14 protein-coding genes are annotated in these 19,962 nt (G+C 40.3%); 5 read left to right on the top strand and 9 right to left on the bottom strand.

From position 1 onward, the window contains the following. Nucleotides 1-234: 234 nt before the first annotated feature. Nucleotides 235-1,704 (bottom strand): ammonium transporter, encoded by a 1,470-nt coding sequence (locus AACS98_RS14095; RefSeq protein WP_066381023.1) that lies wholly within the window; start codon nt 1,702-1,704, stop codon nt 235-237. Between the two features lie 619 nt (nt 1,705-2,323). After that, nucleotides 2,324-2,836 carry a 5-(carboxyamino)imidazole ribonucleotide mutase gene (gene purE, locus AACS98_RS14090; protein WP_066380808.1) on the bottom strand — a complete coding sequence of 171 codons (513 nt, stop codon included), beginning with the start codon at nt 2,834-2,836 and terminating at the stop codon, nt 2,324-2,326. A gap of 175 nt (nt 2,837-3,011) precedes the next feature. Here purE and nagA point away from each other — a divergent pair, with 175 nt between their 5' ends. After that, on the top strand, nt 3,012-4,211 hold the full coding sequence (gene nagA / locus AACS98_RS14085; protein ID WP_066380807.1) for an N-acetylglucosamine-6-phosphate deacetylase: 1,200 nt from the start codon (nt 3,012-3,014) through the stop codon (nt 4,209-4,211). On the opposite strand, the gene rppB is transcribed toward nagA, so the two are convergent. The 4 genes from rppB to AACS98_RS14065 all read right to left on the bottom strand — a co-directional run bounded on the left by rppB (nt 4,161) and on the right by AACS98_RS14065 (nt 8,967). Next, entirely contained in the window at nt 4,161-5,534 is a 1,374-nt protein-coding gene (rppB, locus tag AACS98_RS14080) for a two-component system sensor histidine kinase RppB (protein ID WP_066380805.1), read from the bottom strand. The two genes, nagA and rppB, sit on opposite strands and share 51 nt — an antisense overlap. Further along, complete coding sequence (gene rppA / locus AACS98_RS14075) at nt 5,521-6,225, bottom strand: two-component system response regulator RppA (RefSeq protein ID WP_066380801.1); 705 nt, start codon at nt 6,223-6,225, stop codon at nt 5,521-5,523. The genes rppB and rppA overlap by 14 nt, the downstream gene beginning before the upstream one ends. 248 nt (nt 6,226-6,473) lie before the next feature. Next, the gene (locus tag AACS98_RS14070) at nt 6,474-7,814 is read right to left on the bottom strand and encodes a hypothetical protein (RefSeq protein ID WP_066380799.1); all 1,341 of its coding nucleotides are present in this window, start codon (nt 7,812-7,814) and stop codon (nt 6,474-6,476) included. Nucleotides 7,815-7,863: 49 nt separating this feature from the next. Further along, the gene (locus AACS98_RS14065; RefSeq protein ID WP_066380797.1) at nt 7,864-8,967 is read right to left on the bottom strand and encodes a cysteine synthase family protein; all 1,104 of its coding nucleotides are present in this window, start codon (nt 8,965-8,967) and stop codon (nt 7,864-7,866) included. Nucleotides 8,968-10,202: 1,235 nt separating this feature from the next. Here AACS98_RS14065 and AACS98_RS14060 point away from each other — a divergent pair. Both AACS98_RS14060 and AACS98_RS14055 read left to right on the top strand, forming a co-directional pair. Then, nucleotides 10,203-11,126, top strand: a complete 924-nt coding sequence (locus tag AACS98_RS14060; RefSeq protein WP_066380793.1) for a GNAT family N-acetyltransferase — start codon at nt 10,203-10,205, stop codon at nt 11,124-11,126. A 15-nt stretch (nt 11,127-11,141) separates the two neighbouring features. Further along, nucleotides 11,142-13,289, top strand: a complete 2,148-nt coding sequence (locus tag AACS98_RS14055) for a peptidase domain-containing ABC transporter (protein WP_066380791.1) — start codon at nt 11,142-11,144, stop codon at nt 13,287-13,289. Nucleotides 13,290-13,549: 260 nt separating this feature from the next. On the opposite strand, the gene AACS98_RS14050 is transcribed toward AACS98_RS14055, so the two are convergent. Both AACS98_RS14050 and fldA read right to left on the bottom strand, forming a co-directional pair. Further along, the gene (locus AACS98_RS14050; RefSeq protein WP_066380789.1) at nt 13,550-13,963 is read right to left on the bottom strand and encodes a hypothetical protein; all 414 of its coding nucleotides are present in this window, start codon (nt 13,961-13,963) and stop codon (nt 13,550-13,552) included. 65 nt (nt 13,964-14,028) lie between these two features. Beyond that, a complete protein-coding gene (gene fldA, locus AACS98_RS14045; RefSeq protein WP_066380787.1) occupies nt 14,029-14,541 on the bottom strand; it encodes a flavodoxin FldA in 513 nt (170 codons plus the stop codon). A 424-nt stretch (nt 14,542-14,965) separates the two neighbouring features. Between fldA and AACS98_RS14040 the strand changes: the two genes are divergently transcribed. Continuing rightward, nucleotides 14,966-15,565, top strand: a complete 600-nt coding sequence (locus AACS98_RS14040) for a DUF411 domain-containing protein (protein WP_066380784.1) — start codon at nt 14,966-14,968, stop codon at nt 15,563-15,565. Between the two features lie 210 nt (nt 15,566-15,775). Beyond that, nucleotides 15,776-17,239: a multicopper oxidase family protein gene (locus AACS98_RS14035; RefSeq protein ID WP_082803668.1), complete on the top strand. Its 1,464-nt coding sequence runs from the start codon at nt 15,776-15,778 to the stop codon at nt 17,237-17,239. Between the two features lie 224 nt (nt 17,240-17,463). Here AACS98_RS14035 and AACS98_RS14030 read toward each other — a convergent pair whose 3' ends face one another. Continuing rightward, the gene (locus tag AACS98_RS14030; protein WP_066380780.1) at nt 17,464-19,545 is read right to left on the bottom strand and encodes a cation:proton antiporter; all 2,082 of its coding nucleotides are present in this window, start codon (nt 19,543-19,545) and stop codon (nt 17,464-17,466) included. Nucleotides 19,546-19,962: the final 417 nt, after the last annotated feature.

Below are 19,962 nucleotides of genomic sequence, written 5' to 3'. Positions count from 1 at the left end.
GGCACTTTTGTAAATATTTTTCGATGTTATTCTTCAAAAATTATTATGTATTTTTTTTACTTGTACATCTTCTTCATTGAATCTTTAATGAAGAAACCAATAACTATGCACAGGGAAATCACCTCAAATTGTCAATCTGATTTCGGTGAACAATTAGAGTCAAGATGAATAAAAAATTTGTGAAATACACTACTACTTTTTACTGACTTTTGTCAATTGATAAGTTTCACTGTTTTATTCCTTCTCTAAAGTATTAGTATCGGAAGTTTGAGGATGGTTTTTGTCTGCTGCAATCAAAGTTTCAATTGTATAAACATCAGGCCAGACTGATGCACCATGTTCATAGACATCAATCCCCAGGCGATCGCCTTCGGGATGGACACGCAAGCGTCCAAGGGCTTTGAGACTACCAAACATGACAAAGCTAAACACAACTGTAAACACGGCGATCGCTACCACACCTAAAAGCTGAATCCCCAATAATTCCATGCCACCGCCTAACAATAGCCCGGCTTTTTTGTTTAAGGTAAGTTCTGCTTGTCCTAAAAACCCCACAGACAAAGTACCCATCATGCCATTAATCCCATGTACGGAAAAAGCCCCTACCGGATCATCAATCTGTAATGATTCAATGACATCCATCCCCCACACTAATAAAATGCCACCTGTTAACCCAATCAACACCGCAGCCCAAGGCGCAACATAAGCGCAAGCTGCTGTAATCCCCACTAACCCAGCTAAAGAACCATTCAGACAATAGACTAAACTCCACTTACCAGTGCGGATGTATTGCCAAATCATCGCTGACAGTGCCGCAGCACCCGCCGCCAATGTGGTATTAATCGTCACTAGCCCTATTAAGCCGGGATTACCCACACCGAGGGTTGAACCAGGATTAAACCCATACCAACCCAACCACAAAATCATAGTTCCCAACGTCGCCAAGCTTAAATTATGGGCTGGGGGTGGTGTTCCCCAATCACAACGTCCAGAACGATGCCCTAACAAATAAGCACCTACTACCGCCGTCCAACCACCTACACAATGCACAATGGAACCACCAGCAAAGTCATGATAACCGAGTTTGGCTAACCAACCTTCAGCATTCCAAGCCCAATGGACGATGATTGGGTAGCTAATGGCTCCCATCACGGCGGTATAAATTAAGTTCCCAATAAAATCAGTTCTGCCAGCCATCGCACCTGTAGTAATTGTGCTGGCGGTGGCTGCAAAGGCAAACTGAAAAAAGAACAATGTATAGGTGTTAATCGCAGCTGTCGAACCAGGCGCACCCATTGGAAAGCTACCATCAGCCGCAGGCATCAGGCTCAGAAAGAATGTATCTACACCTAACAACCCACCGGCACTACTACCAAACGCCACACCAAAACCCACCGCCCACCATACCAAGATTGTGACAGCCGCATCAACAAAGTTTTCTAGTAAAACGTTGACTACACTTGTTTGTTCCACAAAACCTGCTTCTAGCATGGCAAAGCCAGTTTGCATAAAAAAGACTAAAAACCCGGTGAGTAATACCCATGTAGTATCAATCGAAATTTGCAGTCTGATTGTAGTCTCTGATAAAGACTGCATATTTGGCGGTTCTGCTGCTTGCACAACCGCCGACACCGCAACTACAAATATCATTGAGCTAATCGCCACCGCCAATAAGCGTTGCCAAGTTTGAATACGCTTATTCAATGGTGATTTTTTCCAGATGGAAAAGCGATGACTGACAACGGGAGCAAACTTAACCACGGCGAAAAATTTTACCTAAACATCAGCACATTTCTGGTGTCAACAAATCCACAAATAAGTTGATTAATAGTCTATTTACTGAAGTTTTAATTCTGTAGGTTTTGATACAATTTACCAGAATTGAGCAATAATCATGAGGCTGTGAATAGTTAAATAAATTACTCACAGCCTTTGTCCTATCAGCATTTCATCTTGGCTAGATATGATTGCTCAGAAAATTATTAAGTTATATTAAGCTTATTAAATTTTTGTATGCTTCAGGCTGATGAAGGATCACATTTTCGTAGGGTGGGCATTGCTTGCCAGTTGGTAAAACTCATAACTTTACGTTTTGGCAATGCCCACCTTACATGTGTCTTGTAGAGTGCGTCAGACTGTTTCAATGCCGTCAATCAACGTATTTTTCATATCTGATATCATGTCCGGCTCATTACTTATGATAAGTTTTTGATGCTGATCTTTTCTTTTTCCCTGTTCCCTGTTCCCTGTTCCCTACCCCAACAGATATGATAACTATTCAAACGGACATGATATGACGCACCCTACTAATATGCCAGTCGCATCAATCGTTTAAATATTGTTCATAGCCTAGTTGTTCGAGTTTTGCTTGCTTTGTCATCACTAATTCAGCTAGGCTTTGACGGTACTGTTGCACTTTCTCTAGTAATTCTGGCTGGTGAGTAGCCAGGATTTGTACTGCTAAAAGTCCGGCGTTTTTCGCATTACCGATAGCGACTGTAGCCACTGGGATACCTGCTGGCATCTGGACGATAGAATATAAAGAATCAACCCCTTGTAAATTGCGCGTAGCTACAGGAACACCAATCACAGGCAATGGTGTTAAAGACGCTACCATCCCCGGAAGATGAGCCGCACCACCAGCACCAGCAATGATTACCTTAATACCTCTTTGGTGAGCTTGTTGGGCATACTGCACCATGCGTTCTGGGGTACGATGGGCAGAGACGATCGCTACTTCGTTCTCTATGCCAAACTCATTGCAAACAGCGATCGCATCTTTCATAGTGGGCAGATCGGAATCACTACCCATAATAATGCCAACAACAGGAGCCATAACAATTCAAAATTCAAAATTCAAAATTTTTGCCCACACAGCAAGCTGAGGCTGTAATTATCATCTCATATTCTGCGGTGACTGGGGATTGGGGATGAGGGAGCGGAGGAGAAAAACTAATAACTAATAACTAATGACTAATGACTAATGACTAATGACTAATGACTAATAACCAATGACTATACACAAACCTATATACATTATTAATGCTAGAGTCCCAGGCTATCAAGATTTGCAAATGCTCTTAATCAATCAACAGGGGATAATTGAGCAAATTCTACCAATGGGGACAGTTTTACAACGAGTTACACCACCAGATTTACAAATATTAGATGTAGGTGGAGATTGGATTTCTTTAGGAGGCATTGATTTACAGATTAACGGGGCTTTAGGGTTGGCATTTCCTGATTTATCGGTGGAAAATGCTCATTTACTGCCGAAAATCTCTCAGTTTCTCTGGGATGTGGGAGTAGATGGATATTTACCGACATTGGTAACAACTTCTGTAGAGAATATACAGCGATCGCTTGCTGTGATTGCAGATTTTATCTCGACTTCCAAAACAGGTGCTGAGATTTTAGGTGTACACCTGGAAGGGCCATTTTTAAATTATCACAAGCGTGGCGCACATCCCGCCGAGTATCTATTACCCCTCACCATTGAGGAAGTCAAGCGGGTTTTGGGTGATTATGCTGATGTTGTCAAAGTCATTACCTTAGCACCAGAGTTAGATACTACTGGCGAAGTTATCCCTTATTTACGTGATTTAGGTATTACCGTCAGTTTAGGACATTCTCAAGCGACAGCAGCACAAGCTCAACACGCCTTTGAACTTGGTGCAACAATGGTAACTCATGCTTTTAATGCTATGCCATCCCTACACCACCGCGAACCAGGATTATTAGGTGCAGCAATTACCCATCCTGGGGTGATGTGTGGTTTTATTGCCGATGGGCAACATATTACACCGACGATGTTGCAAATTCTCCTCCGTGCTAGCCAAGGCTTGTTTTTGGTTAGTGATGCGCTGTCACCTTTGGGGCTACCTGATGGGTTTTATCCTTGGGATAGTCGAGAGATAGAGGTAAAAAATGGTACGGCACGACTACCAGATGGGACTTTATCAGGTACGACTTTACCGTTGTTGGTGGGAGTAGAAAACTTGGTGAAGTGGGGAATTTGTGATGTCGAAACTGCGATCGCTTTAGCTACTGATGCACCCAGACAGGCGATTAGTTTACCAGGAATTGCACCCCAGCAAACAGCTAACTTATTGCGTTGGCATTGGGATGAGAAGACAAAATCACTTAACTGGGTGCGACTATCACCAGCGTTTGAATTTTCGGTTTTCCAGCCGGAGCGAGTCAACGGGTAACTTAATCGTAAAAATACTGCCTTGATCCAATTGACTCTGCACATCTATACTACCATGATGTGCTTGAACAATTGCTTGAGCGATCGCTAGTCCTAATCCAGAACCGCCAGTGCTACGAGAGCGATCGCTATTTACACGATAAAAGCGGTCAAAAATCCGCGATAATTCTAACTGAGGAATACCAATACCTGTGTCTTGAACTTGAATCACAGCATACTGTTCACTACGGTCTAAACTAACTATTACTTTACCACCTGATGGTGTGTATTGAATGGCATTAATGATTAAATTAGAAATCAATCGATAAATTTGGTCTTGATTACCAATAATATTTACAGGCTTTGTCACCATAAACTCAGATTTGAGGGTGATATTTGCTGCAATTGCTAAGGCGGCAAACTCCTCAATTAAATCGCTAATAATATCATTTAAACAACAAATATCATAACTGATTGTCACTGGTTGACGGTCTAAGCGAGACAGTAATAATAAATCAGCTACCAGATTAGTCAGACGTTGATTTTGGCGTTGTATAGTTTGTAAAAGCTCCCTTGCTTCTAATTCATCCAATTGTGACATCAAAAGTGCTGATTCTACAGTTGCTTGAGTTGCTGCTAAAGGCGTGCGTAACTCATGGGCTGCATCTGCTGTAAATTGTTGAATTTGTCTGTATGATTTATAAATTGGTTGCATTGCTAAACCTGCTAACCACCAACTAGCAAAACCCACTAAACTAATCACAATTGGCGAACCAAAAGCTAAAGTTAGTTTCACCGCATCTAAATAATTACTAAAATCTTCAATACTCCGCCCGACTTGAATATAACCCCAATCAAGATTATCTTGGGTATGCAATGTCCGAGAAATTTGGTGATAAATCTTCCCTTGACTATCTTTGAGAGTTTGCCATAATTCAGGGTTAAATTTTGATGATATTCCTTCTGGATAAGCTCCGGCTATAGCAAATAAACGTCCAGAATTATCATAAAAACGCACATAATAATGCTCTTGGTGAATCGCACTTAGGGTATGACGATGATAATTTATTGGTTCAGAAATACAAGTTTTTCCTACTATGCAAATTTTGGGTAAAAGTCCATATATAACTGGTTCTAATTGACCGGGTTGTTGTAACTTTAATTCAATACTATCATGTAGTGTTCCGGCGACTGATTCTATTTCCTGGTCTAATGTCATCCAATGAGCATGAGACACAGCTTTATAAATCCCAATGCCACACAGAGTTAAAATCAGAGCCATCACCAGAGCATACCACACTGCCAAACGTAAACGGGTGCGCTGAAATAATCTATTTTGCTTCATGAGTGAGATTTAGCCTATATCCCATACCATGTAAAGTTTCAATGATATTTTCACAACCACTATTAGCTAATTTACGACGTAATAACCTGACTTGTGCTGCCACTACATTACTAACAGGCTCGGCGTTGACTTCCCATAGTTGGTTACGAAGTTGTTCAGAAGTAACGATGTGATTGGGATGTTTCATAAAATATTCTAACAGTTGAAACTCTTTATTAGTTAAGGAAATTTCTTGTTGATTTCCTGCCGCATCTTTACTGATAACTTTGCTATTGCTATAATCTAGAGTCAGATTTCCTAAAGTTAATTCTTGAGGCTGAAATTGTGGCGATCGCCTTTGCAAAGCCCGCAATCTTGCTAATAATTCCGCCATACCAAAGGGTTTGACTAAATAATCATCAGCACCCGCATCTAAACCCGTAACTTTATCTTCCATACTGTCTTTAGCTGTCAGCATCAACACAGGCAAATGATTATGACGATAACGCAATTTTTTACATAATTCCACACCAGAAAGCCCCGGAATCATCCAATCAAATATAGCTAACGTGTATTGTGTCCAACTACTTTCTAAATATTCCCAAGCCTCATTACCATTCATCACCCAATCAACCACGTATTTATGTTGGGTAAGAGTTCGTTTAATAGCAGAACCTAAATCTGGTTCATCCTCGACTAATAACACGCGCATAAAATTATTTTTCCCATCTAGTAATACTAATATCTTGCACCATGCTCAACAATCTTAGGGTGGACAATGCTATCAAAGTAAACATCGAAGTTTAAACACAGTTTCCGCATTGCCCACCACACTGTAATTGTCATCAACCAACTGATAGAAGATTTAATAATATCCTTTCTTCACCTGATTAAAGTTCAGTTAAGGCTAAGTTCGTAGTAAGGACTTTAGTCCTTATTTTCTCAGGACTTTAGTCCTGACTACAAACCTGAGTGTGAACGGCGTTGAAGTGCGAAACCCAGCACAATAATTTCACTAATCACACCTGCAAGCATTCCATAAGCTGCTGAAGTCGCTCCGCCATGTCTGGTAAAAATCAGACTTCCACATACTACTAATGTAAAACTTGCAGCAACGACTGTTGCTATATTAATAAACCAGTTCTTACCCTTGTGAATAAGTAAGCCTTGAAAAGTATTTTGCAAAGCCACCAACAGAGGGAAACATGAGAGTATTTGTATAACGGGACGAGATGCTTCTACAAGCGCGGGATTATTTCCCAAAAACTGACGCAGTAAAAATAAACCTTGCTCTGTAAACCCCAGAAAAAACGGTATCAAAGTAAAAGTCAACCCGACAATAATCACAAAAGTCCCAAGTGTTCGCTTGTTAGTTTCTTCGTAAGCAGAAATTACCACTTGTTGAATCATGCGCGTACCGTTAGCAATGGAAAGCAGTAACCCCCAAGCCGCAGGCCATACAGCAAGTGCAATGTTACCATCGAATGAGCGAGCAATCAGACTTAAAAGTATAGCTCTTGCACCCCAAACTAAAAGCATGGTTGAGGCTAAAGGAAAATAATAAAAGCTGACTCCGGCAAAGGTTTGAGGTAGTTTCTTAGTTTCTGAATGTACTTGTTGGTTCAGAATAGAAATTGCACCAAGACGCAGACAAAACCATGTAACGAGTACCGCCTCAATGAGTATTGCTCCCATCATGGTGATACCTGCTAGCAATGCTCCATCTAACCTCAAACTTACTCCCACAGCCAACGCCACAATTACCCAAGTCAATCGTGCTATACTTGCCCAACCTACAGCTATGCTCTTTTTAGCGCGGATGAGTAAACCTTGAAAAAATCGCCGCCAAGCAATCACAAAAGGCCAGAGGAACATTAATAAAAAAGTAGTTCTTCCTCGTGCAGCAATTGATGAGCTTACGCCGAAGACATCAAGTAGTAACCAGTTATACAAAGGTTGCCAAGTGAGTACAAGAAAGATAGCACTTAGAGTTAGTCCCGCTATCAGTGTAAACTGCCAAAGTGCGCGGCGAGATTTGGCTTGCCCTCCTAGTGCGGTTGAAGCATGAAGAATCATGATAATGGGGCTTTCCAGAAATACCGCCACCCCTTTGACAACCCCGACTCCGGCTAATGTTTCTTGAGGAAAGGGTAGACGACTGAGTGCAGATGTCTGAAGTGGATCTCCGAGAGTCATGGCCACATCAGACAGGGAAAGTGGGATAAACTGTGTGAGTAGTGTGAGGAGCGATCGCCCGGAATTTATTTTATGACCTTCCTGTTGTTGGGGTGAGGTGTTCATGATATTTTTTAGCACTACTCAAAATACATAACAATTCAAAATTCAAAATTCAGACTTGTGCTTGATTCGGGTAAATTGGTATGAGCGAACTGATAGCATCATCAAGATGTTCCCCTTGCTTGAGGGTAAATCCATGACGCTCAAGCCAATCGGAATCATACACTGTCTCAAGGTATCTATCGCCTCTATCGGGATTAATCATTAAAATCCGCGCACCTGCACCCAGTTCACGCGCCAGATGTAAGCCTCCTGCTACAATTGCCCCTGTTGAAGCACCTAGAAGCAAACCTTCACGACGCGCCAGAACGTGACAAACTGAGTAAGCTAAATCTTCAGGGACTACATAAGCCCTATCAAGCAGTGACAAATCCAAATTTGGGGGAAAGAAAGACAAGCCGATACCCGTCATTTTGTATGCTTTGGCTGGTGTTCCCATAATCACTGAACCCAGTACATCAACGCCCACAATGCGTATTTTGGGGAATTGCGAACGTAAATAACGAGCTATTCCCATTATCTGTCCGGCAGTGCTAACACCAACCACCACAGCATCAAGATCAGAACCAAAATGCGCTGCAATCTCACGGGCGGTGTAATATGAATGTGCCTCAGTATTCAAAGGATTTAGGTGTTGACACGGATACCAAGAATTAGGTATAGTTGCTGCCAGTTCCTTGGCTTTTTTCATTCGTGCCTTTTGCATAGAGCCTGACTCATCAGCCTCATGCAGTGGTACATCCACAAGTTCAGCACCATAAGCTTTCAGCATTCGTCTAAACGGTGGCGGAGTTTTAGCATCGACAACAATCATCACTCGATAACCTCTGACTGCTCCCACCATCGCCAACCCAACGCCAAAATTTCCTGAGCTTGACTCTATAATCGTACCACCAGGTACAAGCAGCCCTTCCTCCTCGGCGCGTGTCACCAGGTAAACTGCATTTTTCTCTTTAATCGAACCGCCAGGATTACAACTTTCCAACTTTAATAAACATTCCGAGACACGACAGACAGGAGAAATATGCTTGAGTTTGACAATCGGTACATTTCCTATCGCCTCGGTAACATCATCAGCAGTAGTTTTTTGCCATTGACTATGATTTGGACTGGGAAAAACATTCTCTAAGGGTGAATATTTTGTAAGTTGTTTCATATTAACCGTGTGAAAACATGAAAAATCAATGGAACTACTCTGTTTTCCTTAAATTGCTTCTGTAATCAGGTTGTATTGCTCTGCATAGTTTGATTGTCGATACAAATTACATGGACGAATTTATGTAAAAATTATGACAATCAACTTTTTTAAATGTGTCCCAATAGTAAATGTCCATCAGGTTGCATCAATAGCAAACTGATAAGTTTTTTGAGTATTACCCATAAGATGGAATCTATGATGAAATCAAGCTATTTTTTATGTTGGAGGTTAAAAATGAAATTAAGATGAATTTTTAAATTTTCTCTTCAGATTTAAATAGTTAATGTAAATAATTATACTTATTAAATATTTTGCATTTATTTATAAGTTCCCTATCTCCAAGGGATAGGGAACAGGTAACATTCAACAGTGGGGGAAAGCAAATTAAAACGCACTGTCTTAGAGGATGTTTGTCAAGTCGTGAAGAATACTAAAAACCCCTCTCCAAACGTCCGAACAGCAAATGTAGAGACTAGCCATGCTTAGTCTCTACATTATTTTTTGATGAGAGTTGGTGGTTCTGCTCTCAGTTTCTGCTAATACGGGGAATGTGTTCAATCACACCCCCTTATTTTTTTCTTTGAACTCGGCTATTTAGTCTAAACTCCTGTGTGGCATATAAAGTGAGAAAGAGCGGTCGCTTGTCGAAGACTAAAAAATAGTGTATATATACAGTAAGAGATGTTAAAAATTTGCCAAAACCTGTCTAGTTAATATAATCATTGGGGGCTGCTGGCCTGCCTTGATTACTAGGCTTATCAATCCTTTGGGATTAGTTACATCTCATCAAAAACCTATTTCAGTCACTTATTTAATTCAAAAGAACAAGTTACAATGAACCAGTCAAACAACAAGTCTGCTCAAAAGCCCTCTGTTTGCTACCCAGAGCTTAATGACCAAGAGCTAGAAGTCATCTGTGGTGGTGGTTATATATTCCCGGAAAGTGAGCGTTATGAGATTAGCTGTACTGGAAACAGTTGCAAACTAGTAAGTCCAGATGATAAACGTCCTAGTTGGCTGCAAAAATAGCTACCGAGCCAAAGTATAACCATTTAAAATGGTTTGAAGAGATAAATTCTAGTGTGGGTTGGTAGGGACGTAACCCTGGAAAGTCCTTTCTTGGTAAACATTTCACCCAGTCCAACCCTACCTATACAAGTGCTTAAGTTAACTGCACCAGATGTATTATCATTGTGTATAACTTTTCTGAATTAAACGGTGAAAATGCGTCTCAGTACACTCACCTAACTTATCCAAGTTACGTCAAATTTCTTGAAAATTTAACGGGTGACTCTTCTACAGTTGCCATAGGTGCAGAGTTAGATACAAGCCCTGTAGGATTAATACTTGCTTATTATGTTAGTAGCTCTGACAACTCTGATCAAGCTTACGGACAAATCCTATCTCTTTTTGTAGTTCCTGAACATCGCCATCAAGGGTTAGGGAAAGAGCTACTTAGGCGTATGGAAACAGCACTCAAGATGAAACGATGTGCTGAAGTGGAATTAAGGTATCTTTCTAGTCCCAGTACAATCGCACTGGAGGAAGTTCTTGCACAACAAAATTGGTCATCTCCAAAAACAACGGCTTTAATATGTTACGGTTCTAAAATAAATGTTGACCAAACTAAATCTCGACATTTAGTCAAATATATTGACAAACTTACTGCAAAGTTACCTCAAGATTACGAAATTTTCTTTTGGAAGGACTTACGCCTTCGAGAGCGTCAAATCATTGAAGCTCAGATGGCAACTGATTCCTTGGTAAGAAGGTTCAATCCTTTTGTGGAGGAAAATGAGTTAGAACCGAGTAACAGTTTAGGTTTACGCTATCGAGATAGAGTTGTCGGCTGGGTAATAACCCATCGCATTGCTCCTGATACCATTCGCTACACTCAAATGTTTGTCCATCCAGAGAACCAGCCTTTAAGCAGAAGCACTTTGTTATTAGCAAAAGCAATCCATTTTCAATATCAGGGAGCAACGACAAAAGCCACGTTCCGAGTGGCAATTGACAACGAACCTATGGTGAAATTCGTCCATCGTCGATTGGCTCCTTATTTATACGAAATCCGCGAAGCCCGATTGGTCACTAAGCTTCTCGATACTAATCATTAAGAGCGAAACTTAATCATGAAGTATCAATGGGTAAAACAACATAGTGGTGAAGATTGTGCAGCAGCAAGTCTGGCGATTGTTGCTCAACATTATGGACGTAAACTGAGAATCAATCGTATCCGTGAGCTAGTTGGAACCAACGAGGGTGGAACCACCATGTTGGGGTTAAAATATGGCGCACAAGCCCTGGGTTTTGCTGCTCAAGCGATTAAAGCCTCTCCAGAAATTCTAGACGAACTTGATCAGTTTACCCTACCTGCGATTATCTTTTGGAAAGGCTATCATTTCGTCGTCTTATATGGAAAAAAAAACAATAAGTACATTATTTCTGACCCCGCAATGGGGATTTGCCATCTTTCCCGTCAAGAATTGCTCGCGGACTGGCAAGGACAAATAATGCTTTTGCTAGAGCCAGAGGAGCGTTTTTTTGCCACAGAGGATGAAGAAGATGTCGTTAATCCTCTAGATAGTTTATTGCAGAGGCTCTGGCAGCAACGACAACTCCTCTGGAAAGTAATTCCTCTCAATTTAGTGATCGGGCTTTTGGCATTGGCGAACCCGTTACTGTTGCAGTTTTTAACTGACACTATTTTAGTAGAAGGCGATCGCCAAAAATTAACCGCAGTCGCTTTGGGGGTAATGGGACTGATATTTGCCAATGGTTTTTTATCCTGGTTGCAATCCAATCTGGTGCTGTCCTTTGCCGAAAGACTGCAACAAGGACTAAAATTAGAATTCGCACAACAGGTTTTACATTTGCCTGTGTCCTATCACGAAGCTCGTCGTAGTGGCACTGCTGTCCGTCGTCTGGCGGATATTCAACAAATTCAGATAGTTGTTTCTCGCTTAATTATCCAGTTACCGATTCAAATATTTATCGGTTTAGTGGCAGCAGCAGTCATCTTTTATTATAGTCCCAAACTGGCTTTATTAACCTTGGCGGTGGGTGGGGTGATGGCGGCATTTACCCTGACTTTTAAACCCCTCGTTAGACAAACTACTTTTCGGTCTTTTGCTGTAGCTGGAAAAAACTCTGGCGTTTTAGCTGAAATGTTTAGGGGAGCTTTAACCATTAAAACTACAGTTGCTGCACCCCAGTTATGGCAAGAAATCCAACAAAGATTTGACCACGAATACAAGTTGAATTTGCATACCGCTCGGATAAAAGTTGCTAACAATATCATCTCAAGCTTATTAGCTGGAATTGGTACTGTTAGTATCCTTTGGTACGGCAGCTATCTGGTTTTTCAAGCAGAATTAACGATTGGGCAATTGCTTGCTATTTATGGTTTAAAGTTCAGTTTCTGGCAATTGGTGACTAGCCTCATGCAGACGGTAATTGAATGGACTGAAATTAGAGCCATCACCCAACTTTTAGCAGAGTTATTTGAATTTGAACCAGAAAATCGCCACGACAGTAGTAAAGTTCCTGTGAAACTGAAGGATGATGCCAGCATAAGATGTGAAGAACTCAATTTCTATTATCCAGGTCGGATAAAACTCCTAGAGAATTTATCCCTAACAATTCCAGGCGGAAAAGTTATTGCACTTATTGGGAGGTCTGGTTGCGGTAAAAGTACCCTAGCTAAATTACTAACTGGACTGTATCCCCTGCAATCAGGTAAAATTTATATCGGCGATCACTGCATTCAAGACTTACCCCTCGATTGTTTGCGCCAGCAAGTGATACATATACCCCAAGAGACTTTTTTCTTACATCGCTCCATTGCCGATAACTTTCGCTTAGGGTCGCCTGATGCAACTTTAGACGAGATTATCGCCGCTTGTAAAGTTTCTCATGCCCACGAGTTTGTCAGTAAATTCCCAGAAAAATATGATACCGTTTTGGGGGCAGTTGCTGCTAATATTTCCGGTGGACAAAAGCAAAGACTAGCGATCGCTAGAGCCATTCTTAACCACCCTCCCGTAATGATTCTAGACGAATCTACTTCTAATCTTGATCCCATTAGCGAAAGAGAGGTATTAGAAAATTTACTTACCCATCGCCAGGGAAAAACCACAATCTTAATTAGCCATCGCCCTAAAGTTATCGAGCGAGCCGATTGGATCGTTTTACTAGAAGAAGGAAAACTGAAATATAACTGTTCTAGAGAAAATTTCCTGAAGCAAGCTACAGAAGACTTGGATTTTATTAATCCTTAAGCCATCTTTAAAAGAATACGCGAATATACTTGTCTTGTCCAGAGTCCAATATTCTAAATAAATAAGTAAATTGACTGTTTGAATCTCAAAACATAGCCCTATTTTAGCCATTATTAATTTTAAGAAAACTTTTAAGTTGAGCTACCATGTTGTAAATGCCCTGGTTGATGCTCAGAATGCTGTTCATTTTCGTGATGTTCATGAATTGGACGTGTAGCTGTTTTCCTATTACTTTTTGTCATAATTATTAGCACTCATCATTATTTTTTTGGCATCTCACCACCATTTCCCATCATTTGATTCATCTGTTCCATCATTTGATTCATCTGCTGCATATTTCTCATCGTTTCTTGCATTTGTCTCATCATTTTTTGATGGTGCTGTTCTCTTTGCTGTGGAGTCATCCTCTGCATCATTTGCTGCATCTTTTCTGGTGTCATCTGAGACATTCTCTGGTGCATTCGACCCATATTCATTTGCATTTGTCCCATCATTTGCTGCATCTGCCCCATCTGTAACATCATTTCTCGATGATGCTGCTTCATCTGTTGCAAGTTGATTTCTGAGCTTTGCTGATCAGGGTTAGTTTGAGCAATTGACGGGACAGCACCTAATCCTAAGATAGTAATAACAATGGCAAAATATTGAGCAACAGTTGTATTTTTTAGTATCATTTTTTTGCTCACTTTTTCAATTCTATAATTGAACTTCAATCTAGCTCAACCAATAATGCACTATTCTACAAACCAAACTCCTGCTTGAGTTGAGTAACCCAAGTTTTGATTCGTTCCTCTGTCAAATCAGATTGATTATCCTCATCCAGAGCAAGTCCGACAAATTTACCATCACGGAGAGCCTTAGACTCAGTAAACTCATAGTTATCTGTAGGCCAATAACCAACAGTTTCACCACCTAGTTCTGCAATCTTTTCTTCCAAAATGCCCATTGCATCTTGAAATGTATCAGGATAACCAACCTGATCTCCCGCACCAAAATATGCAACTTTTTTCCCAGAAAAATCAACATTATCTAGTTCATCATAAAAAACTTCCCAGTCGCTTTGTAGTTCTCCAATATTCCAGGTAGGGCAACCAATAATAATATAACTGTAGTCATTAAAATCACTAGGCTCTACTTGGGAAACATCATGTAATTCCACCGTATTTTCCCCACCTAACTCTTTTTGAATAATTTCTGATTCAGTTTGAGTGTTGCCTGTTTGAGTACCAAAAAATAACCCTATCTTAGCCATAATTACTACTTGTGAAATACGGTGTTACTCATTCAAATTTAGAGATAGCGGTAACGTTGGCATAATCACATAAAACAGGTGTTAGGTAACTAGCAAAATTTTCAACCAACATCTGGGGATAACTGGCTCACTTCTTGAAGTTTCAAGTTACCTTACCTCTAGGCTCTAAGTTAAAAATTTCCTATTGGTTTCACATCTTCCAAATGAGATAAAAAAATTTATGTCTGATGTCAGAGTCTAAATTTCATCTGATTTTCATTTTTGGATGTTTAGCTAAAACTTAGGCAATATTTTTTGATTACATAGTAAATACTTCTTTACTTCTCAAAACTAGACAGTTGACTCTCCAGTTAGATGGAGAGTATAAACTAACAGGAATATGTTCAACATCTCAATCCCAAAAAACGCTTATAAGGTGTGAACAATGAACAAACGCTTTTCCGCTTGGATTAATCAATGGTCTCGTTATTTATTAGCAGTGATTGTTACCACTGGAGTTGTCGCAACTGCTTCTGTAACATTCAATGTATTGAGCAAAGAAGAGAGTGTTACAGCTAGCAATCATCCACAAGTATTAGCGAATAATTCTACTGCACTGCTTAACGTCAGTGTTTGGGATAAGCAAACAGAATCCTATTCAGGAGTGCGAGATATTACAGTTTATCGAAGTCCCTCTTGTGGTTGCTGTGGTGCTTGGATGGAACATATACAAAAGCACGGGTTTAACATCAAAGCAGATATCAAAACCGATGACATGGAGGCAATTAAACAAAAGTACAACTTGCCTCAAGAGTTAGCATCTTGTCACACAGCAATTATTGATGGCTATGTCATGGAAGGGCATATTCCCGCCGATGATATCAAGCGTTTTCTTAAACAAAAACCTGAAGTTGCAGGTTTAGCTGTTCCAGGGATGCCTTTAGGAACTCCAGGGATGGAATCAGGAGATAGAAAACAGCCATTTACAATCATGACATTTGATCAATCCGGTGCAGTTGCAGCGTTTAAAGAGTATCAATCTTAATGAAGTACCAACACTTCCGCAAGCGGTAAGTGTTGGCTTCCTGTCTCGTTTGCCACTGCTCTTTCCTGATGAAGATGCACTTTATTCTGCACTGTAGAGACGTTGCATGCAACGTCTCTACATGATTTATTTGATGCAACTTCATAGATAATTGGTATAAGTCGCAAATAGGAGTGAGGAGTTAAACAACCAGATTCATGAAAAATTACGATGATGAAAAAGTTGAATCGCCGTCAATTCATTACCTTAACTGCGGCTAGTGCTGGCACAGCTTTGGCTGCTAGTTGGGGATGGCAAAAATTTAATTCTGCTCAAATTTCAGTGCAGCCAGCAATTGAACTACCCAAGTGGCACAAAAGCACTGATGGTTTATTGGAAATTAACCTCGAAGCTAGTAACCGTGCTGTGAAATTGGGTGATCAACAAGCATATCTATTAACTTATAACGGACAAATACCTGCGCCTCGCTTGGAAGCTAAACCAGGGGACACTGTTCGCATCCGTTTTATTAATAACCTTGCTCAACCAACTAACCTGCATTACCACGGGCTACACATTCCACCTACAGGTAATGCTGATAATGTTTTTCTCAGTATTGACCCAGGAGAGAGTTTTAATTATGAGTTTACTATACCTGCTAATCATCCGGCGGGTACGTTTTGGTATCATCCCCATCTTCATGGTTTGGTAGCAGAACAGTTATTTGGGGGTTTGGCTGGTTTGTTTGTGGTGCGGGGTGAGTTAGATGAAATTCCCGAAATTAAAGCCGCTAAAGAGGAATTTTTGGTATTGCAAGATTTTGCTTTTGATGGTGAGGGAAGGCTGATGTCTTCAGCACGGATGTCAATTATGACAGGACGGGAAGGGGATGTGATTACAGTGAATGGTGAGTCTAATCCCTCTTTGTCACTTCCGGCTGAGGGTTTAGTCAGATGGCGGATTCTGAATGCTTCTACTTCTCGCTTTTATCGGCTGGCGTTGGAAAAACACCCTTTTTACCTGATTGCTACTGAGGGAGGTGCATTAGAACAACCTGTAGAAGTTAGTGAGTTATTACTGACACCAGGGCAAAGGGTAGAAGTGTTAGTGAAAGGCGATCGCCAACCCGGACAATATCGCTTGCTCAATCTGCCGTACAATCGAGGTGCAATAGGTATGGGGATGATGGGCAGTCGGGGTATGATGGGAGGAAATCGCAACACACCAACAGTTTTAGCCACCGTTAACTATGACTCACCTGTAAAACCTGCTGCTTTACCCAAAAAACTCGCTGCCATACCAGCTTTACCAACACCTCAACAAGTACGTCGCTTGGAATTGAATCACGGAATGGCTGCTGGTATGGGTATGGTATTTCTGATTAATGGTCAGCCTTTTGAACACCAGCGCATTGATACACAAGTTAAATTAGATACAGTAGAAGACTGGGAGATTGTGAATACAGGAATGATGGATCATCCCTTTCATCTCCACGTTAATCATTTTCAAGTTATTAGTCGCAATGATCAACCCGAACCCTATCGCGCCTGGAAAGATACAGTTTTAGTTCCTAGAGGCGAAACAGTTCGCATTCGTATTCCTTTTAGAGATTTCCCAGGTAAGACAGTTTATCATTGCCATATTCTCGATCATGAAGACTTAGGCATGATGGGAAATTTGCTGATTCAAACTTAGATTTGCTCAAGTTTTGTAACGCTATAATCTAAACTTTTTTATTTCAATTGAAAATTAGTTAATCCCACATATCACAATACAGTTCAGTTAAGGCGAAAAGCTTTAAGTTGTGAAGTAATAATCAGTTCGTAGTCAGGACTTTAGTCCTGATTTTCTGAGACATAAAATGCTGACTACAAACCAGCCTTACCAATACTATATTTTCTTAACTGAAGCGTATTTAATTATGAATGAGGTGCGCCCAGCAAGACAATTGAGCAAGTCAATTCTTTAATGACTTGGGTTGTTACTTGGCTCACAGCCAATCCGCCGGTTGTGCGATAACGAACAGCACGTAAAACTGCTAAATCAAAACCAGGGGCTTCGCGAATAATTACCTTAGCAACATCATCATTTCTAATTGTTTGAATCTCTGTATTCACCTGCAATTTACTATTATTAATAATCTCAGATAATTGCCCGGTAAATTGTTCTACCATAGGTGTTGGTGTATTAGGGTCACACACGTGTAATAACACTATTTCCCCCTGATTATGATAAGCCAAAATTTGAGCAAATCTTAAAGCCCCTATAGTTTGCGGCATCAAATCACCAACTGGTAACAAAATTCGGCGGATTGTGCTGGGGCTATTTAAGAGGCGTGTTACTGCTACCGGACAATGAGATGACCAAAAAACGCTATCAATTACACTACCAAATAACCGGGCGCGTAAACCTGTTGTCTTAGACCAACCCATCACCACTAAATTAGCGTTTTGTTCTCGACTGGTGCGGCTAATTCCTAAAGCCACATCATCATCAATCCGAATGGCAGTTTGCACTTCTACATCAAATTCTTGACTGATATCTTTAGCTAATCTCAATCTTTGCTGACTTTGTTCTAGGGCAATTCCTAACTGGGGATCATCCATGTGTACATGAGATTTAGCAATAGCTAAAGTCACAATTCTCCCTGATTCATGCTGCGCCAGTAGTGCCGCCATTTCTATGAGATATCGCTGGGTTTGTGGGTTATATATTGGTACTAATACCGTGAAAGGATAGTGGTTTTCTTCTAGCAGTTTTTCCTCAGTATTCCCCCACCATATTGATAGACTATCTGTGTCTAGTTCTGCTTGGGAAACCTGTAATGTAGTAGCAAACCTAGCTGTGGTGATTGGCCCCAAAATTGCAGTCACCAACATCAAAACAATCACACTATTTAAGACACCTTCACTAATTAACCTTTCGCCAGCAGAGTTGACAGTTTGATAGGCAACTAATGTTGCTGCTAATGTAGCCGCTACTTGTGGAAGGGATAATGACCACATTGTTAGCAGTTCCGCAGTGTTATAGCGGTAAAGCAATTTGGTGAAGAAGGCTGCTAAAAATTTACTACCAATCAAAGCTACAATAATCAACAATGTCAGCCAAAATGAAGAGAGGGTTTTGAGAAAGGCAGGAATGTTAATCAACAATCCCATGTCTACAAAAAAACAAGGGATAAATAACACACTACCAATAAACTCAATTTTCTCTTTAACAGGGCTACGTCCTAAAACATCATTGACAGCTAAACCAGCTAGAAACGCACCAACAATTTTTTCAACTCCAATGACCTGCGCCCCTACAGATGCTAAAAATAAGGCTAGTAAAATAAACAAAAACTGATTACTTTGTTCATCCCCAGAACGGCGGAAAAATTCTTTACCTAACCAGTCAAAACCAAACAGAACTGCAATTGAGTAGATGATTAATCCGCCTAATAAAGTTAACAGACTTAAAGTTGTAAATTCTCCGCTATGAATTCCTACACAAATTGCTAATACTAACAAAGCACCTGTATCAGTAAAAATGGTCGCGCCAATTGTTACTGTTACCGCTTCATTCATCACTACTCCCAGGCGACTTACAATCGGATATGCCAAGAGGGTATGAGAAGCTAATAAAGAACCAATTAATACTGATGAATTCCAGCCGAAATTAAAAAAACGTCCGACTAAAATCCCGGCAAGCATGGGGAAGATAAATGTTAAAAAGCCAAATCCAATTGAACGATTTTTGGTTTTGCGAAACTGGTCTAGGTCAATCTCTAATCCGGCGACAAACATTAAATAAACTTTACCGATATCTGAAAGTAGTTTGACGGTTTCGGAATCAGAATCTAAAAGTTTTAAGCCATTTTGTCCTAAGATTACGCCGGCTAACAGTAATCCTACCAGTCCGGGTAATCTTAAGCGTTCAAAGATTGGTGGTACAGTAAATATTACTGTCAGAAGGATTGTAAAGGCAATAATAGGAGAATCGGTGAGGAACTCTGAAGCCATATATTAATACGATTGTGTAGATGTTTACAATCTGTCTCAACAAAGATTTTTTACCAGAAGTTGGTTACTATACTCCTAATAAAGTTGCAATAATTAAAACATGAACAGGCTAATAATAACAAACTTATTCACTTTTGATGAGTAAATTTTTGAATGTATAATTTATTGGCATTGCTGACTATTTCCAGATGCGATCGCCATCATCGAGATTAAACATACCTATTGATATTAATCCCGTGAAAATTACCTCAAAACCCACATTTATAGACGCGATTATTCGCGTCTATACAGAGGAATTTTTACACCCATAGCCCCTAGATAAACCATATTGATTGATAGCATTGACAGACTCAATAACTAATTAGTAACGTAAGTTTAAATTACTACTCAAATTAATTTGGTGTAGATATACTCAAG

The organism is Anabaena sp. CA = ATCC 33047 (assembly GCF_963870205.1).
In the GTDB taxonomy this organism is placed as follows: Bacteria; Cyanobacteriota; Cyanobacteriia; order Cyanobacteriales; family Nostocaceae; genus Trichormus.
The sequence above is the reverse complement of the archived record's forward strand: the minus strand, read 5'-3'. Positions and strand labels throughout refer to the sequence as shown.